Consider the following 25,920-nt stretch of genomic DNA (forward strand, 5'->3'; position numbering starts at 1 on the left):
ATGCACGCCGTGCTTCACCACCAGCTCGGCGATCGTCGCCTCGCCACGAATGGCTTCAAGCGCCACCTTCGCTTTGAAGTCCGCGCTGTAGTTCTGCCGTTTGCCAGCCACGCTGTTCGTCCTCGTCTTCCTTGGCGGCAAGCTTAGCAAACTGTCCGCTGGCTGGGGACCACCTCACCATGTGGGGTCAACATGAGCCGCAAACCCTCCGCGAAGCAATCGTCCCAAACGGTTCCATGGCTGCGGATGGCGGACATGCTGCGGCAGCCCCGGAAGGCCTCGGGGGCGGGAGGTGGAAGGGCAGTCCACCAGATCACCTCAGGGACGGGTACGCAGGCCGCCCGCAAAACGATGCGCCACAGCGGCAGGCCTGCCCCAAAAGACAGGTGTTGCGGACCGGAACGGAAATCTTGTCGCAGCTGGGGCGACGGGGAGCGGGTGTACCATCTGGCTGTCGTCCGTGTGCCAATGGACAAGGCCAATTCCGGCTTACGTCGTGCTGCGCAGCGGACGAAAGAGGAGGAGACCATGCCTATTACTGGACTTCCCGTCACCGGTGACAACAACACAGTCACCGTCACGCCCACGGGGATCTACAGCGTCGATGCCGGGGGGGGTGTCGACACGCTGGTTCTGAACTATGCGGCGCTTTCAAGCGACATCATCTACGAATATGCGGGCAACGGCTATTATCGCTTCACCGATTATCTATCGTCCAGCATCGACTTCTACAGCTTCGAGCGGTTCAATCTGCGCGGCGGATCGGGGGATGATGACCTGCGCGGGGCCAATGACGTCGATCAGCTTTATGGCGGCGCCGGGGCCGACAGCCTGACCAGCGGGCTGGGGGCCGACACGATCAACGGCGGTGCGGGCTTCGACCGCTGGACCGCGGATTACGGAAGTGTCACCGATAACGTGCTGATCACGCTTTCCGTCGATCCCGCGATCACCCAGCTTGTCGCGGCCACCGGCGCCCGCTTCGCCCAGATCGAAACGCTCACGATCACCACCGGCATCGGCGATGATGTGATCAACACTTCGGCCTTTGTCGGCAACGACAACATCACCACGGGCGATGGCGACGATCAGGTCGACGGCGGGCGCGGCGTCGATTGGGTCAATGGCGGGGCGGGCACCGACATCCTGGCCTTCGACTGGTCCGCGATCACCGATCCGAGCTTCGCAATCCGCAATTCCTATGTGTCGAACGGCTGGTATCGCTATTCTGCGCTCAGCGGCGATCAGGTGAACTACATCAATTTCGAACGCTACTTCCTGACGGGCGGCGCGGGAAGCGACGGACTGTCGGGCGGCGCGCTGGCTGACCGGCTGACCGGCAATGGTGGCAACGATTCGCTGATCGGTGGTACCGGGGCCGATACCGTCGCGGGTGGCGCCGGGATCGACCTGTGGCAGGTCGATCTTTCCGACAGCGAGGCGAACACCTCGGTCAGCCTGATCAGCCAAACCACCAACACTGGCGCGGTGATCAGCGGCATCGAGCGGCTGAGTTACACCGGCTCGGCCTTTAACGACACCGTCGTCGCGCTGGCCGGCAGCTACAACGACAGCTTCACCATGGGCGCGAGCGATGACACCGTCACCACCGGCCGCGGTGTCGACAGCGCCAATGGCGAGGCGGACGAGGATCTGCTGGTGATGGACTGGTCGGGCATCACTGATGCCACTCAGGGGATCAGCCGCAGCTATGTCTCGAACGGCTGGTATTGCTTCAGCGCCGCCAGCGGCGACCGTCTTGACTACATCAACTTCGAGCGTTTCTACCTGACCGGCGGCGCGGGCGGCGACTATCTTCTGGGCGCGGGGCTGAACGACCGGCTGGTCGGCAATGGCGGTGACGACACGCTGTCGGGCGGTGGCGGAGTTGACGTGATCACCGGGGGTGACGGCGTCGATCTGTGGGAGGCGAACCTCTCCGAACACGAGACCAACGTCACCATCAACTTCCAGACCCAGACCACGAGTTACGGCGCGGCGATCAGCGGGCTGGAACGGCTGAATTACACCGGAACCGCGGTGCGCGACCTCATCACCACCCGCAGCGGCGTTTATAACGACAACCTCTACCTGGGCGCGGGCAATGACAGTGCCACGGTCTGGCGCGGTGTCGATGCGGTCAATGGCGCCGAGGGCGAGGACACGCTGATCCTCGACTGGTCGGGCATCGCCGGGGCGACGCAGGGGATCACCTACAGCTATGTCTCGAACGGCTGGTATCGCTTCAGTTCGACAAGCGGCGATCAGGTCGATTTCATCAACATCGAGCATTACGACATGACCGGCGGCGCGGGCCATGACAGTCTGGTCGGTGGCACGATGAACGACACCCTGCGCGGCGGCGCGGGCAATGACACGCTCGAGAGCGGCGCCGGGCGGGCGGTGATCGACGGCGGCGCGGGCACCGACCTGTGGCGGGCCGATCTGTCGGCGATCTCGGCGGGGTTGCGCTTCAGTGCCTCGGCCAGCCAGACCGCGGCGCAGGCGACCGGCTCGGGTTGCGACGTGCGCAACATCGAACAGGTCAGCCTGACGGGCGGGGCCGGAGCCGATCTGGTCGACACGACCAGCCAAAGCGGCAACGACTGGTTTGCGGGCAATGCGGGCAATGACACCGTCTCGCTCGGGCTTGGCCAGGACGGGTTCGACGGCGGCGTCGGGGTCGATCTGCTGATCCTCGACTATTCCGCCAGCACCGAGGCGATCCAGAGCCGCTACACCTCGAACGGCTGGAACCGCTACGGCGAACAGGGCGACGCGCATTATACCGACTACATCAACGTCGAGCGCTTCAACGTGAGCGGCGGGGCCGGGGCCGACACGCTGATCGGCGCCGGGGCGGCCGACACCTTGAGCGGCGGCGCGGGCAACGACTGGCTCAATGGCGCGGCCGGGGCCGACCGGATCAACGGCGGCGAGGGGGTGGATACCTGGCAGGCCAATTATGCGGGCGTGACGGTGGCGATCGGGCTGACGCTCAATGCGGCAGGCGCGGCCACCGTGACCGGGGCGGGCACGGTGCTGACCGGAATCGAGGCGGTGTCGCTGACCACCGGGCAGAATGCCGACACGATCAACCTCTCGGCGGGAAGCGGTAACGACGCGGTGGCGACGAACGAGGGCAATGACACCGTCAATCTGGGCCGCGGCTGGTCGGAATGGGCGGACGGCGGGGCGGGCACTGACAGCCTGACGCTGAACGCCTCTCTGGCGACGTCGGGGCTGCGGACGGATTACGTCTCGAACGGCGCCTACCACATCTATGCCACCGATGGCAGCTACGATGCCACCTTCAACAACTTCGAGACCTACAGCATCACCGGCTCGGCCCGCAACGACCGGATCTACACCTTTGGCGGCAACGACCGGATCAGCACCGGTACCGGCAACGACATCCTGAACGGCGGCGACGGCAACGACACGCTGCTGGGCGGCGCGGGGGCGGATCTGTTCCAGTTCACCAACCTTTACGGCTGCGGGGTTGACACGATCGCCGATGGCGCCAGCGGCGACCGGATGCGGCTTTACGGGGTGACGCTGAGCGCGATCAGCGACGGCGCAGGCACGACGCTGGGCGCCGGGCAGGTCGCAGTCTCGTCGGCGGGCGGAGTGACGACGCTGGCGATCGGGCTTGACGGCACCGCCGGGGCGGATCTGACGATCTGGCTGACGGGCAGCTTCACCGCGGCCAGCTTCAGCCTGTCGGGCAGCGACATCATCTTCGTTTGACAAGAGCCCGTCCCGCCCGGTTCCCCGCCGGACGGGACGTCTCCGCCGTCCTCCGGGCTTGTACCTGTCGGGGCTGATCCTGCTTTGCCGGAAACAGCAGCCCCTTGCCGAGGGCGCAATCCGGGCCTCGTGACGGATACCGTCCTGCCCGCATCCTGCACGGCTGGGGGCTCCGGCGCAAACGCGGATCGCAGCGGGCTCCACCCTGAAACGTCAAGCCACCCGCCGCTCTTGGGTGTTCGACCGTGCAGCGCCGCAGCGTCATCGGATCCGGGTCGCGGCTCAACCGCTCGCGCATGGCCTCGATCAGAGGCTCGTGCTCCCAGCGGGTGATCCGGCGCTCCGTGCCGGTGGTGCAACGGCCTTTCACGGGGCAGGTCTGGCAGCCGTTGATCCAGTAGCGGCGGAGCTGCAGGCCTCCTTCCTCACGGGTATAGCGAGAGATGAGTTCGTTGCCGGCCGGGCAGGTGTAGATGGGGGATCGAAGGTTGCGGAGCGTAAAGACAATCGTCTACCGGCAGCAGGGTTTGGCGCCGGAATGCCACGTTCATCGCCTCTTCGGATTCAGCGAAGACGGTGGATCGCGGCTCTGACGGCCCGGTCTTCATATTCTCGACCGTTGCGCGCTTGCGCCACTTCGCAACGGTCTTGGGGGTGATACCGAGCTCCCGGTTCGGCTGCGCGAGCAAAGCTTGCGATCATTTCACTCGCGCGGCCTGCGTCGTGACGCAGCGCGGCTGCGCTTCGGTCCCGTGACCCCACTTTGCGACCGGGGGACCGGTTCGGTCCCCGCTCATCCGTGTCAAAGCCGAGGGGCGACGTCACGCCGGCGGCAGATAGCGCTGGCACAGCGCCTGCACGTCAAAGGGGGTGATCCGCGTCAGGCAGGCCAGCGCGCGCGGGCATTGCGCGGCGCTGACAATATAGCAGGGCGCGCAGGTCATGTCCCGGCGCAGCGCCACCGCCTGTGGTCCCAAAGGCCCCCATTCCTCCGAGGCGATCAGCGCGGAATGCACCGCCACCGTCGGCACGCCAAGCCCCGAGGCGATATGGCTCGGGCCGGAGTTGTTGCCGACGAAGAGCACGCCTTGCGCGATGATCCGCGGCAGTTCCGACAGGCTCGAGCGCCCGACCAGATCGAAGACCCGATCCTGTCGCTGCACCTGCGCCAGCACCTTGTCGGCAATTTCGCGTTCGTCCGGCCCGCCGATCAGGGCGATGCGCAAGTCCTCGCGCTCGGCCAGAAGATCGATCAGACGCGCGAAGGACGCCGTCGGCCATTGCCGCAACGGTGTCCCGGCTGCCGGATGCACGATGACATAGCGATGCGCGAAGAGATCGGCAAAGTCGCTGCGCAGCCGCTCCGACAGAGGCGGCAAAAGGTCAAGCGGGGTCGAGATCGTGCGCCGATCCTCGGTGAAGGCGGTGCCGACCGCCTCGACCAGATTGAGCAGATCGGTCGCGACATGGTTGCGCTTGTCCATCTGCTGCGCGTCCCCCTCCCATTCGAGGGCGATGTCGAGCCAGGGGAAGCTCTGGTCGTGGTCATAGCCCGCCAGCAGCGGGGCCCCGCTCAGCTGCAGGATATGCCGCGTGTCGCCAAGCTTGCGCAGATCGACCGCCAGATCGAAGCGCCGCGTGGTCAGCTCGGCCGCCAGCGCGGCGTAATCGGCCTTGCTCAGCTTCTTGCGCCCCAGCCCCGAGCGGGCATCGAAGAATTCGAAGGGCATCACCTCGTCGATCGCGGGCTCCATCCGGGCAATGCCCTGCGCCGACTTGCCGACCAGCGCGGTCAGCTTCGCCTCTGGGAACAGCGCCTTGAGCCGCCGCAGCGCGGGCAGCGCGGTCACCAGATCGCCGATATGATCGAGCTTCACCGCCAAAATGCGTGCGATCCGGTCCCGACGACCAAGTGGCGTGCCCGCGTGGACAACGCGCAGCGGCTCTTCCTCCAGCGCGTAATCTTCGGCTTCGCTGCCGATGCCGGGGTTGAGATAGGGGTCGCCCATCGCCTGCCGATCGGCCCAGCGGGCCAGAAATCCGCTCGTGTCGAAATCGTCCGAGAGCGCCGCGCGGCTGGCCAGTTCGTGATGCGTCAGCCGCGCATGCGGGGTGTAAAGCACGGCCAGACCGGCTTCGTGCAGGCGCAGACTGAAGTCGACGTCGTTGTTCACCACGCTGTGGTTTTCATCGAAACCGCCCTGCGCCTCGAAGACCTCGCGGCGCGTCATCATGCAGGCGCCGGTCAGGCACAGCACGTTGCGCTGGCTCAGGGTGAGACCGAAATAGCCCGGGTCCGTCCCCGCAAGGAAGCGGAAGGCGTGACGGGCGACGCCCGCCTGATGGCGCGACAGGAACATGCCCGCGTGTTGCACCCGGCCGTCGGGGTAAAGCAGTTGCGCGCCCACCACACCCACCTCGGGCCGGGCCGCCTCGGCGGTCAGCACTTCGAGCCAGTCCGGTTGCAAGGCCTCGGTATCGTCATTGAGAAACAGCAGGAAATCACCGCTTGCCGCCGCCGCGCCCAGATTGTTCAGCCGCGACCAGTTGAAGGGCTCGTCGACCTCGAGGACGACATCGGCATGGGTGCGGAACCATTGCTTCCAGTGTCGCCCCTCGGCGCCAAGCCCGCGCTTGCGGATGTTGTCGACGATCACGATTTCGACCGGGGTGGTCGTGCAGGTCCGGCGCAGGCTGTCGACGCAGCGTTCGACATGGCCGCCCGCCCCGATCGACGGGATGATCACCGAGACCCGCGCCGCGGGCGGCGGGGTCCGTGCGACGCGATGCAGGAAGGGGGCGGCCCCGGGCAGGACGCGCGCGGCCAGACCGCTGGCGCGCAGATGCGCGACAAGCGCCCGCCGCTCGGCGGCATGGGTTTCGGGCAGACCGCCCTGTTCCAGCATCAGCCCCGGAACATGACGGATGCTGCCTGCCGCCACGGCCGAGGTCAGGCGCAGCAGCGCCCCGAGATCGCCCGCCGCTTCCAGATCGGCCAGGCTCATCCCCAGCCGCTGCAGCAAGGCCCCCCGCACCAGCCAGGCCCGGCCGATGTAGTTCTGCGACAGCAGCAGATCGGGCGACCACCCCGGTTTCAGACAGGGGATGAGGTTTTTGGGCTGGGTCGGGTCCGGGCGCCGGTCATCGCCGTAGATCATCAAATCCGTGCCCGAGGCATCCAGAAGCCGGGCCAAAATCCCGTCGACCGCCAGAATGTCGCCCGCATTCAGCACCATCGCCAGCGCCTCGGGCGGCAGCGCCGCGGTGCTGTCGAGGAGGCCGATCCGCTCCGCCCCCCCGGCGCCGGCCGCCACGAGCTGTGCCCGGATCGTCTCGGCCTCGGCTCCGGCCAGCAGCACCCGCCAGTGCGGCCAGACCTGTGCGCTCAGGCTGCGCAGCGTTGCCAGCGCCCGGTCCGCCCTGTCCTTGCGGCCATCGACGCGCAGCACGATGACACATTCGGGCAGCGGTCCGCGCGCCGCCAGCGCCGCGAGGCCGGTCTCGGCCTCGGCCCAGGGCATCTTGCGGCGCAGCAGGCTCTGCGCGGTTTCCCCCTGCGCCAGATCGATGTCGACGCTGAACTCGAAGCTGGCACTGCCCCCCTTGCGATCGGTCGTGACCAGCCGCACCTGCGCGCGGCCGGTTTGCAGATTCCGCTTCGCCACCGGGAAGGCAAAGCCCCCCAGAAGCGAATTCGGATGGTCGGGATAGGCCGCGCCCACATCCTCGCGCCGCAACCCGTGATAGGCCCGCCCGAGCAGCCGGTCGTTCAGATAGACCTCGACCCGGTCGACCCCGTTCTTCGCCACCGCCCAGCCCTGCAGGTTGAAGGCGCCGGTGATCAGCCGCTGGGCATGGTTCGCGCTGATCTTCATCCCGTCCACCGCCATCAGCACCGCCTCGGGTGCGGGCTGACCGGGGGCCGTCGCGGCGCCGCCCTCCACCGGGTCGATCAGGAATTCGAAGCTCTGTTCGCTGCCATCCTCCAGTTCGACCACCAGCCCGATCCTTTGCGGCCCGTCGAGCGGCGCCGGAAGCTGCGCTTTCAGCTCGAAGCCCGCATTCATCGCGCCCGGCACATCGGGATGGGACATGGCAACATCAGGGCGGGGTCGGCCGGTCTGCGCCGTGCCGTGCCGCGTCTGCCCATGCGCGACCGAGAGCCGCCGCACCGGCCCCTCCGGCAGCAGCCAACCCGCCGCGCGGAACTGCCCGTCGCGGGTGAGCGTGACGAAATCGCAGTGAAACGGCATGTCGCGGTGCAGCTTGATCCCCGGCGGCTCCGCCGTCGTCTTCGTGGGCATCGGGCGGAGGGACAGCGCGGTTCCGGCGGGGGCCGCCTTCTCTGCCGCGGGCAGTTCGGCGACCGGGTTCGGCGTCGTCACCATCCGCCGCAAGGTGCCGTCCCGGGCGATGAATTCGATCGTCACCGTGCCCTTCGGGTCCTGCGCCAGATCGGCGCCAAGCCAGAACCCGGCACGTTCGGCATTCGGGTAGTCGGGGTATTCCGCGGCCACATCCGGGCGCGGCAGCGTCGGCAACACGCCCGCGAGCTTGCGGCCCTGCGACATCAGCTGGATCGACAGGATCGGCGTTCGCGACACCACCCAGCCCGAGACGGCGACCATGCCGCGCGGATCGATGTCGCAACGCTCGACATGGGTGTGCATGGCCAGCGCGTCGATGCCCTGCCGCGCATCGGGCAGCGCCAGCATCACCCGCTTGACGAAAAGCTGACCGCTGCCTGTCACGGCAAGCAGGATGATCTGCGCCGGGCCGTCGGGCAGGGGGCCTGCGGTCAGCCGCGCCTCGAAACCGGCATATTCGGCATGCGGCAGATGCGGGAAGAGCTTCGCCACATCGGGTCGATACTTGCCAAGGCTGGCCGAGGCCACGCGGGTCTCGCCCAGAAGCACGTCGATCCGCACGAAGGGCTCGGGGCCAAGGATCCAGCCGGAAACCCGACCGCTGCGGATATGCTTGCGGCCCTCGGCATCCTGCCGGGTTTCGAAGACTCGCGCGACATCAAGCCAGATCCGGCACGGATCGACGGGCGCTGCGGAGAAGGGAGCGGGGGCCGGGGATGTGGTGGTCATGGAACCTCGCAGGTTGATCGCATCGGCGCGGTGCAGCACCGAAACGGCCGACCGCGACGAGAGGGGGAAAGGCAGGGGGCGGGGGCTTTCGCGCAGATCATCGCATCATCCAGCCGATCAGCGCTTCGAGCTGAGGACCGAAGGACAGTGCGCCGCGGCTGGCGATGGCGCAGAATTCCACCGAGGGGCCGGGCAGGGTCCGCACCTCGTCGAACCCGGCCTCGAGCAGACGGCTGGCGAGCGACGCCTCGGTGAAGCCGGTACGATGGGCCATGAAGACATTGCCCTGGGCGATCGAGCTGCGATGGCCGTAAAGCACATCAAGCGCCGAGATCGGCCCGGCGGGCGAGCCGTAAAGCGGTCGGGCCGGATCTGCGGGATCGAATTGCGCGACGACTGCGGCCAGATCGGGCAGACGCAGCATCAGCATCCCGTCGCGGTGCAGGATCCGGGCAAATTCGCGCAGCACCGCATCGACCTCGTGATCATGGAAATGCTCGATCACATGCGAGCAATAGATCAGATCGGCCGCGCCATCGGCGATGACCGGGCGCAGATCGCCGAGATTGCTGCAGATATCGGGGCGACAGTCCGGGTTGATGTCGACCCGGATCTCGCGCCAGTCGGCAAAGGGCGCCGGATCGGGCAGCAGCTCGAACAGCCGCTGCGGCCCCGATCCCATGTTGAAAAGCGTCTGACGTGTCTGGTCCTGCATCGAACTCATGTCTTTCCTGAAAGAGCGGTCAGAAGCCGTCGGGGAGGGGACGGGCGATCGGATATCCCGCACATCGCGGTGCGGGATCGCGATGCCGCAGCGACAGGCCACGGTAGGGCAGGCCGTCGAGCGCGAAGAGCGGATGGAATTGCGTGTCGTTCAAAAGCGCCTCGCGCCATTTCGCGCGCAGGCTGGCCAGTTCGCGCTGCATCCGCAGCCCCGCCGGTGTCCCGCGCTCGCGCCCACGGCTGAGCGACTCGTGATGACGGATCACCGCATGCGGGCTCAGCACCAGCCGGTAGCCCGCCGCGCGCAGCTTCAGCCCGTAGTCGACATCGTTGAAATTCACCGCGAAGCGCTCGGCATCGAAGCCGCCGAGCCTTTCGAACAGGTCACGCCGCGTCAGCAGCATCGCCGCGGTCAGCCCGCCCGGTTCATGGGCGCAGCGCAGCATCTCGGCATAGCCGGGATCGCCGCGCATCCGATCTTCGAAGGCATGCACCGCGCCCACCCAGGGCCCGAGCGTGACGCCGCCATGCTGGATGATCTCGCTTGCCCGCATCATCAGCGGCCCGACCGCCCCGGTGCTGTCCTCTGCCAGCCGCCCGGACAATTCGGCCAGCACGCCGGGGACGGGAAAATCGACGTCGTTGTTCATGAAACAGAGCTGCGCGTGCCGTGCCTGCGCGGCGGCGAAATTGTTCATGCGGGCGAAGTTGAAGCCGCCTTCGACGCGCAGGATGCGGGCGCCGTCGCTTTCCAGCCGGTCGAACAGCGCCAGCGCCTCGGGCGCGTCGGAGGCGTGATCGACGATCATCAGATCCAGATCGAAGCCGGGATTCTGCGTGCGCAGCCCGGCAATCGCCGCGTCGAGCAGGGCGGCGTTGTTGCGGCTGGGCACGATCACCGAAATCGCCCTGTGCCGCGCCGGCCGGTTCAGATGCAGCGCGGGAAACAGCGCCCGGGGACGCGGGCTCTCCTGCACCCGGGTTCCGGGGGGCAGCAGCCCCGGCGCGTGCAGCGCCGCCGCAAGGGCCGCGCTACGCGCCGCGCAGCTGGCCCGCAGCGCCGCAGCTTCGGCGATGCCGCCCGGATGCGGCAGATGCCAGATCTGCCGCCGATCGGGGGCCTGCCCCGCGGGGGCAAGCCAGGCCAGAAGCAGCGCCGCGAGCGAGGCCGCGGGCGTTTGCAGCGCCGCCACGGGCAGGGCAAAACAAAGCGCGGCATGCCCCTGTTCGAGCAGCCTCTCCCAGTCGAAGGCGGGCATCAGCAGCGGCCAGAGCGTGCCATCGCTTTCGCGCAGCGCCAGATCGCAAAAGACCGCGCGGGCCTCCGGCATGCGCGGCAAGGCGGCCAGCATCCGCTCGGCAAAGGCGGGCAGCGGGCGGATGTCACGATGCGCCAGCAGCACCCAACCGCTGCCCGGGATCGGGTAAGCGATGCCGTCCGCTGCAACATCAAAGCTGCCGGGCCAATCCGCCGTCTCCGACAGTTCCGGGTAAAGCGCACCGTAGCCCTCCAGCCCCATGCTGTTGCCAAGCAGACCCTCCCAAGCGCGATCGAGCCGACGCTGATGCGCCTCGGTTCCGGGCACCTGCCCGCGGTCAAGTTGCGCCACCAGCGCATTCGGCCAGGCGATCACCTCGACCGGGCTGCCGTCCAGAACCTGTCCGGTCGAGGTCGCGACATGGATCGCATGCAGCTGCCCGTCGGCGAGCGCCGGATCGAGAAACAGATCAAAGGCGATCGCCTTGCCCATCGGGTCCTGCGGTTCGCCCACATGCTGCCAGCGCCAGACCCGACTGCGGCCGACCAGACGATCCTCTTCGAAGGCCAGAATTTCGTAGGCGGGCAGGGAGGTCACGCCATCCTCGAGCCGTCCGGCCAGCGTCAGGCCCCGCACCGCCCAGACGGCGCCGGGGGCGGTCACCGGGGCCGCCCGCCCCCCGCGCAGGTCGGCCAGCGTTCTTTCGGCAAGGACGTGGTCGGTGCCCAGAACCTCGAGCCGGATCAGGTCGGCGTCGTGCAAGGCGGCCAGATTGAGCGTGAGGGCAAAGCCCTCGCCCGGGTCGGCTGCGGCGCTAGGGGGGGCGGTCAGTGGCAGATCGGCGGCCACGGCGCCTTGAAACCGGTCGTTGACGAACAGGCCGATGTGCCAGCGCCGCCCCGGCTCTTGCGGGGCGAACAGGCGCCCTTGCAAAAGCGCAGGAGCGATCAGGGACAGGTCATGTTGAAACCGCATCGGATCGGGTTTTCCCTTTCTGGGAGCCATGATGCGCCAGAACCTGCGCCTCGAAGGCGCGGCTGGCCGCGGCAGAAAACGGGCCGAGCGGCAGGGCGGCGAGTGTCGCCCTGGATGCCGTGTCGGTCAGAAGGATCGCGTGACCATCCGGCGCTTGCGTCAGGTGCAAGGAATGGTCGGGGTCGATGGCAAGCCCCGCCGCGACGAGGGCGGTCGCGGGCACCGGCCGCAGCCGGGCAAAGCGCGCGGTCTCAAGGACGCGGGGCAGGGGTGTCAGGCTGGGCAGCAGCACCGGGCCGCCCGCGACATCGGGCAAACGGATCTGCCGCACGCCCTCGGCCCGCGCGGGTTCGGGCTGCGGGTGTGGCACCCAGTCAGGGGCAAGCGCCGCGAGAAGCCGATGCCGGGCCTCGGCCAGCGGATCGAGCGCGGTGAACCGGGCATAGGTCGCGGCATGATCGGGAAAACGCTGATGCAGACGCCGCCGATTGCGGGCCACAAGGGCGCGTTTCTGCGCGCCATAGGTCACGCTGCCCACATGGCCGACGAAGCAATCCGCCGCCGCCACATGGCGCCAGCCGAGCCGGGAGGCGCGCAGACAGAGATCGACATCCTCGTAATAGCCGCTTTCATAGACGGTCGAAAGCGGGGCGACGGCGCGCAGGCAGGCCTCGGAAATCAGCAGGGCGAAACCGTTGCCGCAGGGGACGTCGATCGCAAGGCCGGGGTTGAGCCGGGCGGCGGCTGCCGCCAGGCGGTCGCAGAGCGCTGGCGCGGGCATTGCGGCGAGAACCCCGGGGCCAAGCAGGCTGAAGCTGCCGGCGCTGTTCGAGAGCGGCGTCACCGTGCCGATCTCGGGATCGTCGAGATGCGCGCGCAGACGCGCCAGCGTGCCCGCGGGCAGCCAGACATCGGAGTTGAGCAAGAGCACCGGGCCGGGACCGATCGCGGAAAGCCCCAGATTGACGGCGGCGGTGAAGCCGCTCCCGACCTCATTGCGCAACAGCTGAACCTGCCCGGGCGCGCGGGCCATGCAGTCTTTCAGTCGCGCCGCCGTTTCGGGCCGATGCGAGCCGTCGTCGACGAGGATCAGCCGCGCCGCAGGATGGGTCTTGAGCTCTGCCAGAACCGAGCTCAGCGCGGCCGCAAGGGCATCGCCGCCGTCGTGCAGCGGCATGACGATCCAGAGCCAGGCGGGATCCCCCGTCCCGAGAACCGGCGCCGGTTGCGGAGCGGGGAGGGCCGGCACCTCGATCCGCTGGCTTTGGCCTCGCACGCCGAGGGTCAGGCTGCGATCTTGCCCCGCGCGTCGCGCCACCACCAGGTCGACGCAGTCGACTTTTGCAGAGCCCGGGGCGCGCAGCAGGTCGAGGTGGTCGTCCGCATCGCTGCCCTGCAGGGTGATTTCGTCCTCGGGGCGTTTGAGCACGATGACCCGCAGACAGGTCGGGTGCAGATGGGTCGCGACCTTCGGCAGATCGGCGGGATCGAGACAGGGCAGGGCGTGATGACGCAGTGCGGCGGATGCCGTGGGATGGGTGATCAGCTCGCGCGCGGCGACGCGGTCCTCGGCTGTGGGGGGGCGATCGGCGGCAAGCTTGCAGCGCAGTGCGAGGAGGGTCGGATCCTCCGGGTCGATCGACCGCGCCAGATCCAGATCGCGCAGGGCAAGATCGGTTTCGCCCAGATGGGTCAGCGCCAAGGCGCGTTCAAGAAAGAAGCTGGCGGCAGGGGCGCGGGTGCGATCAAGGGCATGGTGCAGCCGGATCAGGCGATCCGCGGCTTCGGGAACACTCCTGTTTTCCCCGCGATGTGATGGCCCTTGATGCATGTCTGTCCTGTCCGCCGCGAGAAACTGCCGCCCGCCTTGGGGGGGTGGCAGTCGTCGTTACGGTCAGAGGTGCACGTCGTGATCGTTGAACTTGAGGCCTTCGACCTCGCGGACCGTCACGGTCGAGCCGTCGCCGAAGGTGATCACGGTTTTTCCGCCAATCACGCGCACGGTGACATCGTCGAAGTTGGCATCGATGCGCACGGTATCGGTGTCGGCGCCGCCCCAGATCGTGTCGCCTGCGGTCGCGATGAACTGGTCGTTGCCCGCGTCGCCGCGCATCACATCGGCACCTGCCCCGCCGGTCAGCGTGTCCGCGCCCGCGCCGCCCCACATGACATCATCACCAGTGCCGCCAAGCAGCCGATCCGTGCCCGCGCCGCCCTGAAGCGTATCCGCTCCGATGCCGCCCGAGAGCGTGTCGTTGCCCGTGCCGCCGTCGAGCGAGTCGTTGCCGGTGCCGCCGTCAAGCGAGTCGTTGCCGGTCCCGCCCGACAGCGTGTCGAGGCCTGCGCCGCCAAAGAGCGTGTCAGCGGCCTCGTCGCCCAGGAGCGTGTCGTCGCCGTCGCCCCCGCTCAGCATGTCGCTGCCCATGCCGGCATCAAGCACGTCGTTTCCGGTGCCGCCATCGAGCGAGTCGTCGCCGTCGCCCCCGTCCAGCAAGTCGTTGCCGACGTCGCCCAGCAGCGTGTCATTTTCGGTGCCGCCGTTGAGCATGTCGTTTCCGGCGCCGCCCAGCAGCGAGTCGTTTCCGGCCTGTCCAAGCACCGTATCGTTGCCGATGTCGCCTGACACAGTATCTGCGCCGGTGCCACTCCAGATCAGGTCGTTGCCCCGGCCACCGCTACCGGCATCGTTTCCTGCGCCCAGCGAGATGGAATCATCGCCCGCCGCGCCGATCAGTTCGTTGGCCCCCCGCGTGCCGATCAGGACCCTGTCCGCAGAGCCGGTGGTGGTGATCGTCAGAGTGCCGTCGTCGGCTTCGCGAACCACCACTTCCGCCGAACGCGGGCGCGGATCGTTGGCGTCAAGACGCGCGACGGTGATGGTTTCCGGCGGTGTTCCGAGAGCATCAACGATGCTGCCTGCCCACTGCATCGGCACGCCGAGCGCGGCAAGGCCATGCTTCACTTCGGTGACTGACGTATACTCGTCAACAGCCATGTGGATCTCCTTGAATTCACTTCGGCAAAGGAACTTACCGGGCGCTCTGCCCGGGAGAGGGGCTGCCGGATCGAGGATCCCGAGCAGGTGCCGCAGACACTAAGACAAGGAGGCAGCTATCGTAAACAGATAATTCATTACAGATTGAACAATCATAGGTTGTTTTTTCGGGATGGCTTCGGAGCCCCGTAAACCTTGTATTTGCGAGCGCCCCGCTGCTCTGTCGCGGCGGTCATCGACCCGCCCGAAACGGGGCTTTCCGGCAGCAGCGCAAGGCCGATTCGCAGCAGCGGATCATCGGTTCCATTGCCCCGCAGGCGCAGAACCGTGCCCTCGGCCTCGATCCTGCCTGCCTGGGCGAAATCGGCGGTGATGCGTAGAACTTGCGGCTCCTTGCGTTGCTCAACCCAGATCTTGAGGTCGGTGAAAGGGTGATTGCCGCGGGCGGCGTGCAGCCAGTTGCCCGGAGCAGCGATCCGCCCGCTGACCATGTCCTGAACCCGAAGGCGCGCTTGGCCCGGAGGCAGGGCGAGGCACAGCCCGGTGATCGGGGCATCCGACCCCCGGGTCGGGGCCGGTTCGCCAAATTGCACGGCGCTGATCCGGCCATCCTGCCGTCGCACCAGCGCGTCGATCCGGTCGCATTTTGCGCAATTGTCTTGAGACAGATACACGAGTTCAAGGCCGCCCACCGGCTTGCCCTCCCCCGAGGCGGCGGTGATGTCGACCGCGAGACGGCTTTCGCGGTTGCAGCGGATGATGCAGATCTCTCCGGGGCGGCTCAGAGTGCCGCTCGCATTGCCTGCCTCGAACATCAGGGTCAGTTGGCCCAGGCTCTCGGCGGGAACCACCGGGCGGATCACCGCATCGGCCAGCATCCCCTCGGGCTGCACGAAGGTCAGCGTCAAGATCCCCGGTGCAAGCGTCAGCAGTTCCCGCATTCTGGTCTCCGATCGATCATTTTTCGCGCATCGCGCCATCAAGGCGGCGCAGCATCGGGCCGACAAGATAGGCAAGGGCCGAGCGGGCTCCGGTCGGCATGATCGTGGTGGCCGTCATCCCCGCCACCAGATCCTTGCGCTGGGCTTCGGGCAGCGTGGCTTCGTCGAGCACGATCCGCGCTTCGTAATAGCTCGCGTGACGCGCGGCATCGACGATCCGGTCCTTGGAGATCGACAGCACCCGCCCGCGCGAGGGCGCCAGCTTCAGCGACTGGAAGGCGGGAAAGGTGATCAGCGCCGCACCGCCCGGCTTGACGCCGTCGATGTCATTCGGTGCCACCTCGCTCGAGATAACGTATTGGTCGTCGCGGGGGGCGATTTTCAGGATCGTCTCGCCGGGGCGGATCACCGCGCCGATGGTGCCAAGGATGCTTTCCTGCACCGTGCCATCGACCGGAGCGCGGACCTCGACGCGGCGCAGCGAATCCGAGGCGATGATCAGATCGCGTTCACGGGTCTTCATGTCGCGCGACAGCGCCTCGGCCTGATCGGCGGCGCGGCGGCTGAAGTCCTGTTCCTGCTGCACCATCTGCAGCCGGTAGCCCGCGATCGCCTGCCGGATCCGGGCGATGTCGATTTCGGATTGCGCAATGCTCTGCTCGGTATCGAGCAGCAGGCGCTCGAGTTCGGTCACCCGCGGCTGGCTGGTCAGCCCCTTCAGGCGCAGGGCCTTCTGATCCTGCAGATCCGCGCGCAGAAGATTGGCCTGCCGGTTGCTGATGTCGCGGCGGACCTCGTTGCCATGCACCTCTTCCTCGGCCTGCCGCACATAGGTTTCCAGCAGTTCATGCGCCTTCTCGACCTCGGCGCGGTGCATGTCGAACTGCTGCTTTTCGCGCTCTACCACCAGCGCCACCGCCGGATTGGTGTCGGCACGCCGACGGATATCCTCGGAGAAGGTCAGATCGGTTCCGCCGGAGATTTCGGCCTGCAACCGCTCCATCTGCACCCGGTCGGTCAGCAACTGCGTCGTCAACAGATCCGCCGTCGCAGCACTTTGCGTCGGGTCGAGGCGCAGCAGCAGATCCCCCGCCTTCACCGTGTCACCATTGTGGACGTGAAACTCGCTCACGATCCCGCCTTCCAGATGCTGGATCAGCCGGGTCGTGTTGGCGTTTTCAAGCACCCCGCTCGCCACCACCGCACTGTCGAGACGCGCGATCGAGAGCCAGCCGCCAAAGACGCCGAAGGTCAGGAAGATCGTCGCCACCGAGGCCCGCAGCGCCCGGGTCGCATGGGTCATGTACAAGGACTGGACGGGGCTTTCCGAACCGCTCATGGCAGCACCTCAGGGCCCGGGGCATCTTGCGGCGGCATCTGCAGCAAGGGATTGCCCGCCGCGCGCAGCCGCCACAGGATCTCGTCGCGGGTGGCGAAGGAATGCATGTAGCCATCCATGATCACGAGGATGTAGTCGCAGCAGCCCAGCATGTTGGACTTGTGCGTGCTGAAGAAGATCGTCGAGCCCGAGCGACCCAGATCAAGCATGGTTTCGATCAGCCGCGCCTCCGCCTCGGCATCGAGCGCCGAGTTCGGTTCGTCAAGAATGATCACCCGGGGCTTGCCGTAGAAGGCCCGGGCCAGCGCGATCCGTTGCCGCTGGCCGCCCGACAGCGGGACCCCGCCATCTTGCAGCTGAAAGCCGAGACCGCGACCGCGCGCCTGCACGATGTCAAGCGCCCCGGCGCGGCGCAGCGCCTCGGTCACCTCTGCGGAGCGGCTCGGATCGAAGGGGGCGAAGCGGGTCACGTTCTGCCAGATCGTTCCGGGCAGAAGGTCCATCTCCTGCGGCAGATAGCCGGTGGCGTCACCGTGCTGCGCCTCGGGCCATTGCTCGATCGGGAAGCCGTCGATCCGCACCGTGCCGGTGTCGGGCCGCATCGCACCCGACAGCACGCGCAGCAGGCTGGATTTGCCGGCGCCGCTCGGGCCGATGACGCCGACGATAGAGCCGGCCGGCACGTCGAAGCGGATGCCCGAGAGGATCGGCTTGCCATCACTGCCCGCAAGGCCGAGGTTTTCGCAGCTGACCCGGCCCACCATCGGCGGCAGCGCCAGATCGGCGCTGGGCGGCACCGATGCGAGCAGCGCCGATATGCGGGTGGTGGCGACGCGGAATTCGTTGATCATCGACCAGTTGCGCGCCAGCGACAGTGCCGGGCCGATGCCCCGCGTCATCACGAGAAAGGCCGCCATGCCATCGGCCGGGCTGACCTTGTCGAGCAGGTACAGCACCGCGCCAAGCCCCATGGTCAGAACCATCTGGCTTTGCTGCAGCACATGGATCGCGCTTTCCAGAACCCCGGTCCGCTGTTCGCCCTCGAGGCTGACCTTGGCGGCTTTGGTCTCGAGGTTGATCCATTCCCGCCGCACGCCGGGCAGGATGTTCTGCGCCCGGATCGCCTCGCGGCGGGCGGCGGTCGCGATGCCGAAGGCAAAGGCCTGATCCTCGTGTGCGCGCGCGCACTTGCGCATCTCGTGATCGATCCGGCGGGCCCTTGTTCCCAAAAGCGCCAGCGCCGCGATGTAAAGCAGCGCCAGCCCGCCAAAGGCCGGGTGCAGCACGAACAGCACCGCGATGAAGATCGGTGCCAGCACCGCATCCATCAGCAGCTCGATCAGCGGGCCGGTCAGCACCTGCCGCACGGTGCCCAGATCCGCATAGGCGCGGAACGCCTCGGGGGTATTGCCGCGATGCACGGCGTCGAAGACCCCCTGCCGCAGGTCCGCATCGATCGACAGCCCGATCGCGAAGAGCGCCCGGCCACGGAAATGGTGCAACACCGTCCAGATCATGAGCAAGGCCAGCGTCAGCGCGGTCAGGAAGAACAGCGTTTCCCAGCTCCGGCTGTTGTAGACGCGGGTGCTGACCTGCAGCATGTAAATGAAGGGAACAAGGGCCAGCAGAGCGATGAAGACACTGTGAAACCAGATCTGAAGATACTTTCCCTTCATGCTCTGGAAAATGGATGACACCTTCATGCGGTTTCCCGGTTTTACAACTTTAACGACAGGAACATAACTTGAATGTAGACACAAGTTGATTGGGGGACTCGATATGTACAATGGTTTTGAAAGTCTGGAGGCGGCTCGAACTTCGGCGCAGCGGATTTTCGATCCGTTTTCCTATCGCGTCACCAGTACAGAGCGTGCCGTGCCGATCTGCCTTTCCGAGGCCCCGGCGCTGGCCGAGCGCTGGCCTGTGCTCTGGGTCCGCGATGCCTCGGGCGAGTTCGATCTGGTGGTGTTGCGCGGGCTGCAGCCGGGCGCCGAAGTCCCGGGCCTGCACAGCCAGAGCCGAACCTCGCTGCCACTTCTGCTGCAGGCCTATCCCTTTCGGTATCGCGATCTGACAAGCGGCGGCGAAATCGGGCTCGACCGCACGGCGCCGATGCGTGAACGCGATGCCGGGGCCTATATCTTCGACGATCGCGGCGGCTTTCCGCCCGGAACCGATCTCAAGCTGCGGGCGCTTGACCTCTGGGGCGAAGAGATCGGGCTGCGGGCGCGCCTGACCGCCGAGCTGTTCCACCATGGTCTGGTCGAGCCGGTGCGGCTGCCCGGCACGCTGCAGGAGCGGCTGGAGCTGCCCGACATGTTCAGCGCCCTTGCCTTTCCGGAGGATGTGCCGATTTTCCGGTCGATCCCCGCGACGCATTGGCTGACGGTGGCGCGGTTTCTGGCCGCGCAACGGATGTCACTTTACATGATGGCACGGCTGATTTCGGCCCTGCCGGAGGGGACGGCATGATCTGGTATGATGATTTGCCGCTGATCGATGGGGCCGAGCCGCTGACCGAGAGCTTGCTCGCGCGCTGGCCCGATCGCGGCTGTGAAGATCGGCTGCGCCATCTGCGGGTCTGTCCGGTGGTCACGGCTGAGTTGTATCAACTGGCGCGCCATCTGGCGGTGACGGTGATCGACCAGCCTGCGGGCCCGATGGTGGCCGCGATGCTGCGCAGCGAAGAGCTGCGCCGTCCGGTCTTTGCCGAGGATGGCAGCTATCTGCGCAGCTACATGCCCACGGCCTGTCGGTTGCTGCCCTTTGTCACCGGGCCGGATGGCGCGCAGGGACGGCTGCGCGATGCGGCCGATCTGCCCGAACCGGAGCGGACCGAGGCGCAACGAGACCAGCTGCGCGGCCTTTTGCGCGGGCAGGGGGCGGCGATGCTCAGCCTCTCGGCCGCCGCCGGGGTGCTGATTGCCGCGGGGCTGCTGGTGCGGGTGCCGCAGTTTGCCGGGCACTGGCGGCCGCTGCCGCAGGCCGAGGCGGCCGAAAGCCATGCCCGCGCCGCGGCGCTGGGCGGAACGGCGCAGGATTTTTTGGCGCTGCGTCTGCTTGCGGTGATCGAGTTTTCCAGTCTGCATCTGCGGCCGCTGCCCGGGCAGTCGGCCTTGCCCGAACCGACGACGGACCTGCGCCAGCGCCTTGATCCGCTGAACGCGCGCCCGTTCCTGATCCACGAGGAAGCGCTCGACTTCTCAGCCCTGCGCGGTCCGGTTGCGCCGGAAGGCGATCACATTTCTGGAGGCTGAGGGCTTGTCCGCGACCGCGGCCCCGGGTTGCAGTGCCGCCAGCTGATCGCGGGCCTCCGCGATGGCGCAGACGATGTGATAAAGGCTCGAGGTCCGCGCCGGTTCGCTGCGGTCAAAAGCCGTTCCATCGCGGCCCAGATGCTCCCACCAGGCCCCTGCCAGCGGGTGATCGAGATGGCGGCGCAGGCCGCGCGCGGACCGGGCGGCCAGTGCCGCGGCGGCTGCCCGCCCTGACGGGTCGGGGGCCATCGCCATCGCCTGCGCATGGACCTTGAGCCGTTCGGTTTGCGGCCAGAGCCGGAACCGCCCGTCGCGGACCGACAGATCCGCGTTGAGTTCGTTCACCGCCAGATCCTGCGCCGGATCGACCCCATACCGCTCGCCAAGCGCCGCGAGCTGGTGGGCCTTTTCCAGCGTCGCCACATCGCCACGCCGCCGCGCCCAGCGGGCCAGAAGCCAGGACCATTCGAACTGATGCCCCGGTTCGACGACATCCTCGGGCGGGGATTGCAACGCAGCCCAGTCGGCGTCGAAATACTCGTGCAGCGCCCCGGTCTGCGGATCGAAGAACTGCGCCAGACTGAGCCTGACAAGGGCATCCGCCATCCTCGACCAGCCCGGATCGGAACTGACCTCCTCCCAGGCGAGGGCTGCCTCGAGCAGATGCATGTGCGGATTGGAGCGCAGCGGCAGGCTGGGCGGCTGGCTTTCCTCGAAACCGCCAAGCGGATGCGCCCAGCCCTGCCGCATGGTCTCGCGCAGCGCCCTTGCCCGCGCCGCCAGCGGGCCGGGATCGGAGACGACACGGCCCGCCTCGGCGAGGGCAAAGAGCACGAAGGCATGATCGTAAAGATCGAAATCGGCGCGCAGCACCCGGCCTTCGGGGGTGACGCTCGCGACCACGATCCCGTCTTCGGGCAAGTGATGGCGAAACAGAAACCCGAGCGCATGATCGAGCATCGGACGCGCCTTGTCCCCGGGCCAGCCAAGCCGCGCCGCCACCGAGAACACATAGACCTGCCGCGCCGCGACCCGGGCACGGCGGGGCTCTTCGACCGGGGTTCCGTCCGGCGCCAGCTTTTCGTGAAAGCCGCCGCGAAGAGGGTCGCAGCCGGTCTCGGACCAAAGCGGCAAGGCCCGGTCCAGCAGCCAGCGCGTCAGCATCTCGATCTCGGTCGCCAGTGCGCGCAGTCTCATGGCACGGCCTGCATCTTCAGCAGCGGCGCCACGAAAGCGTCGAGATCGCCGCCCGGGAAAAGATGCCCCGCAACCCCGGCAGCGGCGGCCGCCTGCAGGTCGATCGCCTTGTCGCCGATCATCAGGCTGCGGGGCGCGTCCACCGGCCACTGGGCCATCAGATCGCGCAGCATCCCCGGGCCGGGCTTGCGCCAGTCGCTGTCGCGGCGCCATTCGGGCAGCGCGGCCTCGGGATGCCACGGGCAATGCCGGATGTCGTCGATCCGGCCGCCGCTGCGCCGGGCAAGATCGGCACGCACCTCGGCCATCAGGGTCTCAAAAGCGGCGGTGTCGAACATCCCGCGCGCGATGCCGGATTGATTGGTGACGACGAAGACGAGATAGCCCGCGCGATTGGCCCGCGCGATCGCCTCGGGCGCGCCGGGGATCCAGTCGAAGTCGGCGAAGCGGCCGACATAGCCATGATCGACGTTCAACACGCCGTCGCGGTCGAGAAACAGGGCAGGGCGCAGCGCGGTGCTAGAGCCCATGCGCGCCCGCCGTGGCCTTGGCGACGATCCCCGTCGTCGAGCGCCCGGGCAGCAGGTCCAGAAGCACCGTCTGCCCGCCCCAGCTTTCGATCTCGCGCGCGCCGACCACGGTGTCGATCGTGTAATCCGAGCCCTTGAACAGCCGGTCGGGCTGCAGCTTCAGGATCAGCTCGAGCGGCGTATCCTCGGCGAAGGCAGTCACGGCATCGACCGCATCAAGCCCCGCGATCACCTCGGCCCGGTCTTCGAGCGGGTTGATCGGGCGGCTCGGCCCCTTCAGCCGCCGTACCCCGGCATCGTCGTTCAGGGCCACGATCAGCCGATCGCAATGACGCCGCGCGGCGCGCAGCATCTGCACATGTCCGGCGTGCAGCACGTCGAAACAGCCGTTCGCGAAGCCGACCCGCAGCCCCTCGGCCTGCCAGCCCTGCACGGCTTGCAGCGCGATCTCGGGGCTCATCAAGACGCCGCCGGTGCCCACAAGCGCCGCCCGGTCCGCCGCCTTCAGTTCGGCATGGCTGCAGGTGGCGGTGCCAAGCTTTGCCACCACGACCCCGGCCGCCAGATTGGCGAGCCGCATCGCCTCGGTCACCGGCGTTCCCGCGGCCAGCGCCAGCGCCAGCGTCGCGATCACCGTGTCGCCCGCCCCCGAAACATCGAAGACCTCGCGCGCGGTGGCGGGTGCGCTGACGACCTGACCGGCGCGGCTGACCATCATCATGCCCTTTTCGCTGCGTGTGGCGATCACCGCGCCGATCTCCACCCGGGCGAGCATCATCCGGCAGGCGGTTTCGACCTCGGCATCGGTGCGCGTCGGAAGGCCCGTCGCCTCGGCCAGTTCGGAGGCATTGGGGGTGATGAAATCCGCCCCGGCATAGCGGTCGAAATCGCGTCCCTTCGGATCGACGATCGAAATCGCCCCCTCCCGCCGCGCGAGCGCCAGCGCATGACTGCAGATGTCCGGCGTCAGCACGCCCTTGCCGTAATCCGACAGCACCAGCACCCGGGCGGTTTCGACCTGACCGCGCAGGCGCGCAATCAGCGCATCGGTTTCCGTGGCCGAAGCGGGACGGGGCGTCTCCTCGTCGATCCGCACGATCTGCTGGTTCTGTGCGATGATCCGCAGCTTGACGATGGTTTGCCAGTCCGGGCTGCGCACCAGCTGCGCGGCGGGTCCGATCGCATCGACCAGTTCGACGCCGACCCGATCCGTGCCAACGAGCCCGATCAGGCGCGCCGCCCCGCCGAGCGCCGCCACGTTGCGCGCGACGTTGCCCGCCCCGCCCGGCATAGACACTTCGCGGGTCTTGCGCACGACGGGCACCGGCGCTTCGGGCGAGATCCGCCCGCAGGAGCCATAGACGAACCGATCCAGCATGACATCGCCGACGATCACCACGTCATGGTTCAGCGAAGGTATCATCCAGTGCTCCTCCCTCTGTGGCGATGCTGCGTCGCTTGGGTTACCCGTGCGGTTTGCGTCCTTCGGCATAGCCGTAGAGCAGGAAATGCTGCGTCGCCGAGGACACCTCTCCGGCGGCATGGGCAGCGGCAACATCCGGGTAAGTTTCGAAATACCAGGCTTCATCCACCGTCACGGCGCAGGGCAGACGCCCCTCGAAATAGCCGCTGGCAATGTAATGTTCCTGGGCACGGGTGATGACCCCGTCGCGGATCGCCTGATCGACGTCAGGGTAGGTCGCGCGATACCAGTCTTCGTCGATGGCGATCGTCGCAACCATGTCGCGCAGGATCGCCTCGAAATCCTCGTATCGCATCTTGATCCAGGGCTCTCCGTCTTCGCGGGAGAACACCAGCTTTTCGTTGATTCTTCTGAATGATGGAAATCCGAGCACAGCTTTCAGACCATTCTGTGGACAAAGGGGAGTGCGAAATTCACGTCGATTGAGACTAAGCTTCGGGGCGCATTTAATGCAACCATAGATTACAATAAATTACATACAAACAATTTAAGCGTGTGCCCGCAAAATGCGCGTGACCCGAGAGGAAAGCGGCGGTGGCCGCGCTCTATCGCGGTTTGATTTTTGATCGTTCCGCGCGCACAAGTTGCAGGAACGGCGCAAAGGCGGTTTGCAGGTTGTCTGCCGCGGTGGCGTGCAGCAGCGGCGACGGGTTGTCATCGACGAAACTTGCGATTTTCGGCAACTCGGCACCGACCGCGAGCGTCGGCAGATTGCACAGCCGCGCAAAGATCATGCTGTGGTAGCGAAAGCTGATCACCCCGTCGAGCTTGCGGTATTGTGCCAAAGCGCCCGAAGGATCTTGCTGGAATGGCCACAGCGCAAAGGCATCTTCGGCCCAAGCGCTCTGCATATGCGCGCCGCACCAGAGCTGCTCGCCAAGGATGCAGTCGTTGTTCATCGCGTTGAAATAGGAGCGCGAGTGCGGAATGTGCACGAAGCGCAGCCCGTCCGGCGTTCGATGGCGGGTTTCGTGGCGCAGGAATGCGGTAACGCTCGCCCGGTCCGCTTCGCCCATCGAGGCGGTGACGATGCCGATCGTCAGATCTTCTTGTACCAAGCGCGGGATCGACGGCACTTGCCGCTGCAGGTTGAAGGCGAAATCCATCTCGACCGGGCAAAGGCGTCCGGTGATGTCGTGGATGATCCGCTGCGAGATCGTGCTGCGGACTGTTGCAAAGCGGGCCAGCGCGAAAAGATCGCGGATCACGTCGTGATAGTCCGGGCTTGCCGCTTCGCAGCCAAGCCTCTGGATATCGACCTCGGCCCCGCGCGCCCGCGCCGCGCGGGCAAGGTCGAGCATCAGTTGCACGGTCGGGCGATCATAAAGCAGCCCGCCACCGCCAAGGATCAGCAGGTCATTCGGGCGGAAGAAGTCCGGGTTTTCCAAGGCCCTGTGCGGGAAGCTGCCGTTGCCGTTGCGTTTCTTGTTCAGGTAGAATTGGTGACAGGCGGGAAACAGGGTGCGGACGCCTTCCAGAATGGCCTCGTCGCCGACATTGTTCGAGCCAAAAGAGCCATAGACGAAGACGCGGTCGTTCTGCGGTTCCGGCGGAAAAGGCAGGCGTCCCTCGCGTGATCCGTGGTCTAGATAGTGAGAAACAAGCGAACGGACACCGCCCGAGCGGACGGCCCGGGCAACATCCGGATATGTTTCCGCATACCACTTGGCGTCGAACCGCAGGCCTGCGGGAGGCGAATTGGTCATTGTTACCCCCATCTCTATTGCAATTCCTAGTTGAAAGATCGTGGGGCGCCAAAGCCTTTTTCATTCTCTCTTTTGGCAACGCGCTGATTTCTCGCGCCATCGCGTGAGCTCTGGTCAGGAAACCTGCTGTTGCGCCCGGTGCTTGCCGGAAAACGCGGCGGCCCGCCTCACGTCCTTGATAGGCGGGGATTATGACGAAAGGATGTAAAAAATCATACCGACTCCCGCGGAGGGATGGCGCGACAGGGTGCCGTCCGGGCCAAGCATCGACAGGATCCTCGCGATGCATATTCCGGACGGCTATCTCAGCCCGACCACCTGTGCGGTGACCCTTGCCGCGACGCTGCCGTTCTGGGTCGGGGCGATGCGCAAGATCGAGCGGTTCGAGGAGGCGCGGACGATCCCGCTGGTCGCGCTCGTCGCGGCCTTCAGCTTCGTGATCATGATGTTCAACCTGCCGATCCCCGGGGGGACGACGGCGCATGCGGTCGGGCTTGGCATTACCGCGATCCTCTCGGGCCGTTCGGCCGCGGTGCTGGCGATTTCGGTGGCGCGGCTCATTCCGGCGGTGTTCTTCGGCGATGGGGCATCACCGCCTTTGGCGCGACTTGCTTCAACATGGCGGTGATCGGGCCGCTTGTCGCCTCGGCGGTCTGACGGCTTGGCATG

Annotated in this window: 18 protein-coding genes and 2 pseudogenes; 4 read left to right on the forward strand and 16 right to left on the reverse strand. The window is 67.0% G+C overall.

Features of this window, described 5'->3' with window-relative positions:
- Positions 1–111, reverse strand: a 111-nt coding sequence (locus C8J30_RS18385) for a transposase (protein ID WP_146227936.1), incomplete at its 3' end; no start/stop codon positions are given.
- Positions 112–528: 417 nt separating this feature from the next.
- Here C8J30_RS18385 and C8J30_RS15945 point away from each other — a divergent pair.
- Positions 529–3,750, forward strand: coding sequence for a calcium-binding protein (locus C8J30_RS15945; protein WP_181420915.1), 3,222 nt, complete (start codon positions 529–531; stop codon positions 3,748–3,750).
- Between the two features lie 232 nt (positions 3,751–3,982).
- On the opposite strand, the pseudogene C8J30_RS19405 reads toward C8J30_RS15945, so the two are convergent.
- From C8J30_RS19405 to C8J30_RS15995, 10 genes and pseudogenes are all read right to left on the reverse strand, one after another.
- Positions 3,983–4,225 (reverse strand): annotated as a pseudogene (locus tag C8J30_RS19405) (transposase); the annotation flags it as partial.
- A pseudogene (locus tag C8J30_RS19125) lies at positions 4,221–4,412 on the reverse strand (IS481 family transposase); the annotation flags it as partial. The pseudogenes C8J30_RS19405 and C8J30_RS19125, both read right to left, overlap by 5 nt.
- Positions 4,413–4,571: 159 nt before the next feature.
- Positions 4,572–8,846 (reverse strand): glycosyltransferase family 9 protein, encoded by a 4,275-nt coding sequence (locus C8J30_RS15960; RefSeq protein WP_146227940.1) that lies wholly within the window; start codon positions 8,844–8,846, stop codon positions 4,572–4,574.
- Positions 8,847–8,943: 97 nt separating this feature from the next.
- On the reverse strand, positions 8,944–9,570 hold the full coding sequence (locus tag C8J30_RS15965) for a class I SAM-dependent methyltransferase (RefSeq protein ID WP_110806839.1): 627 nt from the start codon (positions 9,568–9,570) through the stop codon (positions 8,944–8,946).
- Between the two features lie 19 nt (positions 9,571–9,589).
- On the reverse strand, positions 9,590–11,803 hold the full coding sequence (locus tag C8J30_RS15970; RefSeq protein ID WP_181420916.1) for a glycosyltransferase: 2,214 nt from the start codon (positions 11,801–11,803) through the stop codon (positions 9,590–9,592).
- Positions 11,787–13,634 carry a glycosyltransferase gene (locus C8J30_RS15975; RefSeq protein ID WP_110806841.1) on the reverse strand — a complete coding sequence of 616 codons (1,848 nt, stop codon included), beginning with the start codon at positions 13,632–13,634 and terminating at the stop codon, positions 11,787–11,789. The genes C8J30_RS15970 and C8J30_RS15975 overlap by 17 nt, the downstream gene beginning before the upstream one ends.
- Before the next feature lie 63 nt (positions 13,635–13,697).
- Positions 13,698–14,798 (reverse strand): calcium-binding protein, encoded by a 1,101-nt coding sequence (locus C8J30_RS15980; RefSeq protein WP_110806842.1) that lies wholly within the window; start codon positions 14,796–14,798, stop codon positions 13,698–13,700.
- A 152-nt stretch (positions 14,799–14,950) separates the two neighbouring features.
- Positions 14,951–15,739 carry a hypothetical protein gene (locus tag C8J30_RS15985; protein WP_110806843.1) on the reverse strand — a complete coding sequence of 263 codons (789 nt, stop codon included), beginning with the start codon at positions 15,737–15,739 and terminating at the stop codon, positions 14,951–14,953.
- Between the two features lie 16 nt (positions 15,740–15,755).
- A complete protein-coding gene (locus C8J30_RS15990) occupies positions 15,756–17,042 on the reverse strand; it encodes an HlyD family type I secretion periplasmic adaptor subunit (RefSeq protein WP_181420917.1) in 1,287 nt (428 codons plus the stop codon).
- A gap of 32 nt (positions 17,043–17,074) precedes the next feature.
- Complete coding sequence (locus C8J30_RS15995) at positions 17,075–18,781, reverse strand: ATP-binding cassette domain-containing protein (RefSeq protein ID WP_110806845.1); 1,707 nt, start codon at positions 18,779–18,781, stop codon at positions 17,075–17,077.
- A gap of 76 nt (positions 18,782–18,857) precedes the next feature.
- Here C8J30_RS15995 and C8J30_RS16000 point away from each other — a divergent pair, with 76 nt between their 5' ends.
- Both C8J30_RS16000 and C8J30_RS16005 read left to right on the forward strand, forming a co-directional pair.
- Entirely contained in the window at positions 18,858–19,550 is a 693-nt protein-coding gene (locus C8J30_RS16000) for a SapC family protein (protein ID WP_110806846.1), read from the forward strand.
- Positions 19,547–20,335 (forward strand): SapC family protein, encoded by a 789-nt coding sequence (locus C8J30_RS16005; RefSeq protein WP_110806847.1) that lies wholly within the window; start codon positions 19,547–19,549, stop codon positions 20,333–20,335. Before C8J30_RS16000 ends, C8J30_RS16005 begins: the two co-directional genes overlap by 4 nt.
- Here C8J30_RS16005 and C8J30_RS16010 read toward each other — a convergent pair.
- The 5 genes from C8J30_RS16010 to C8J30_RS16030 form a co-directional block, all read right to left on the reverse strand.
- On the reverse strand, positions 20,282–21,532 hold the full coding sequence (locus tag C8J30_RS16010) for an AGE family epimerase/isomerase (RefSeq protein WP_110806848.1): 1,251 nt from the start codon (positions 21,530–21,532) through the stop codon (positions 20,282–20,284). The genes C8J30_RS16005 and C8J30_RS16010 overlap by 54 nt on opposite strands.
- On the reverse strand, positions 21,529–22,062 hold the full coding sequence (locus tag C8J30_RS16015; protein WP_110806849.1) for a D-glycero-alpha-D-manno-heptose-1,7-bisphosphate 7-phosphatase: 534 nt from the start codon (positions 22,060–22,062) through the stop codon (positions 21,529–21,531). The genes C8J30_RS16010 and C8J30_RS16015 overlap by 4 nt, the downstream gene beginning before the upstream one ends.
- A complete protein-coding gene (rfaE1, locus tag C8J30_RS16020; protein ID WP_110806850.1) occupies positions 22,052–23,485 on the reverse strand; it encodes a D-glycero-beta-D-manno-heptose-7-phosphate kinase in 1,434 nt (477 codons plus the stop codon). Before rfaE1 ends, C8J30_RS16015 begins: the two co-directional genes overlap by 11 nt.
- A gap of 40 nt (positions 23,486–23,525) precedes the next feature.
- Positions 23,526–23,876 (reverse strand): hypothetical protein, encoded by a 351-nt coding sequence (locus tag C8J30_RS16025; RefSeq protein WP_110806851.1) that lies wholly within the window; start codon positions 23,874–23,876, stop codon positions 23,526–23,528.
- Between the two features lie 214 nt (positions 23,877–24,090).
- On the reverse strand, positions 24,091–25,251 hold the full coding sequence (locus C8J30_RS16030) for a polysaccharide pyruvyl transferase family protein (RefSeq protein ID WP_110806852.1): 1,161 nt from the start codon (positions 25,249–25,251) through the stop codon (positions 24,091–24,093).
- A 283-nt stretch (positions 25,252–25,534) separates the two neighbouring features.
- Here C8J30_RS16030 and C8J30_RS16035 point away from each other — a divergent pair, with 283 nt between their 5' ends.
- Entirely contained in the window at positions 25,535–25,879 is a 345-nt protein-coding gene (locus tag C8J30_RS16035) for an energy-coupling factor ABC transporter permease (protein WP_245909868.1), read from the forward strand.
- Positions 25,880–25,920 lie beyond the last annotated feature (41 nt).

Source organism: Rhodobacter viridis, from assembly GCF_003217355.1.
Classification (GTDB): Bacteria; Pseudomonadota; Alphaproteobacteria; order Rhodobacterales; family Rhodobacteraceae; genus Rhodobacter; species Rhodobacter viridis.

What these genes read in the sequence shown, in the direction of transcription:
- C8J30_RS15985 (WP_110806843.1), bottom strand. Translation starts at nt 15,739, where the DNA reads ATGCGGGAACTGCTGACGCTTGCACCGGGGATCTTGACGCTGACCTTC.
- C8J30_RS15995 (WP_110806845.1), bottom strand. Translation starts at nt 18,781, where the DNA reads ATGAAGGTGTCATCCATTTTCCAGAGCATGAAGGGAAAGTATCTTCAG.
- C8J30_RS15990 (WP_181420917.1), bottom strand. Translation starts at nt 17,042, where the DNA reads ATGACCCATGCGACCCGGGCGCTGCGGGCCTCGGTGGCGACGATCTTC.
- C8J30_RS15980 (WP_110806842.1), bottom strand. Translation starts at nt 14,798, where the DNA reads ATGGCTGTTGACGAGTATACGTCAGTCACCGAAGTGAAGCATGGCCTT.
- C8J30_RS15945 (WP_181420915.1), top strand. Translation starts at nt 529, where the DNA reads ATGCCTATTACTGGACTTCCCGTCACCGGTGACAACAACACAGTCACC.
- C8J30_RS16005 (WP_110806847.1), top strand. Translation starts at nt 19,547, where the DNA reads ATGATCTGGTATGATGATTTGCCGCTGATCGATGGGGCCGAGCCGCTG.
- rfaE1 (WP_110806850.1), bottom strand. Translation starts at nt 23,485, where the DNA reads ATGATACCTTCGCTGAACCATGACGTGGTGATCGTCGGCGATGTCATG.
- C8J30_RS16035 (WP_245909868.1), top strand. Translation starts at nt 25,535, where the DNA reads ATGCATATTCCGGACGGCTATCTCAGCCCGACCACCTGTGCGGTGACC.
- C8J30_RS16010 (WP_110806848.1), bottom strand. Translation starts at nt 21,532, where the DNA reads ATGAGACTGCGCGCACTGGCGACCGAGATCGAGATGCTGACGCGCTGG.
- C8J30_RS15975 (WP_110806841.1), bottom strand. Translation starts at nt 13,634, where the DNA reads ATGCATCAAGGGCCATCACATCGCGGGGAAAACAGGAGTGTTCCCGAA.
- C8J30_RS15970 (WP_181420916.1), bottom strand. Translation starts at nt 11,803, where the DNA reads ATGCGGTTTCAACATGACCTGTCCCTGATCGCTCCTGCGCTTTTGCAA.
- C8J30_RS16015 (WP_110806849.1), bottom strand. Translation starts at nt 22,062, where the DNA reads ATGGGCTCTAGCACCGCGCTGCGCCCTGCCCTGTTTCTCGACCGCGAC.
- C8J30_RS16000 (WP_110806846.1), top strand. Translation starts at nt 18,858, where the DNA reads ATGTACAATGGTTTTGAAAGTCTGGAGGCGGCTCGAACTTCGGCGCAG.
- C8J30_RS16030 (WP_110806852.1), bottom strand. Translation starts at nt 25,251, where the DNA reads ATGACCAATTCGCCTCCCGCAGGCCTGCGGTTCGACGCCAAGTGGTAT.
- C8J30_RS15965 (WP_110806839.1), bottom strand. Translation starts at nt 9,570, where the DNA reads ATGAGTTCGATGCAGGACCAGACACGTCAGACGCTTTTCAACATGGGA.
- C8J30_RS15960 (WP_146227940.1), bottom strand. Translation starts at nt 8,846, where the DNA reads ATGACCACCACATCCCCGGCCCCCGCTCCCTTCTCCGCAGCGCCCGTC.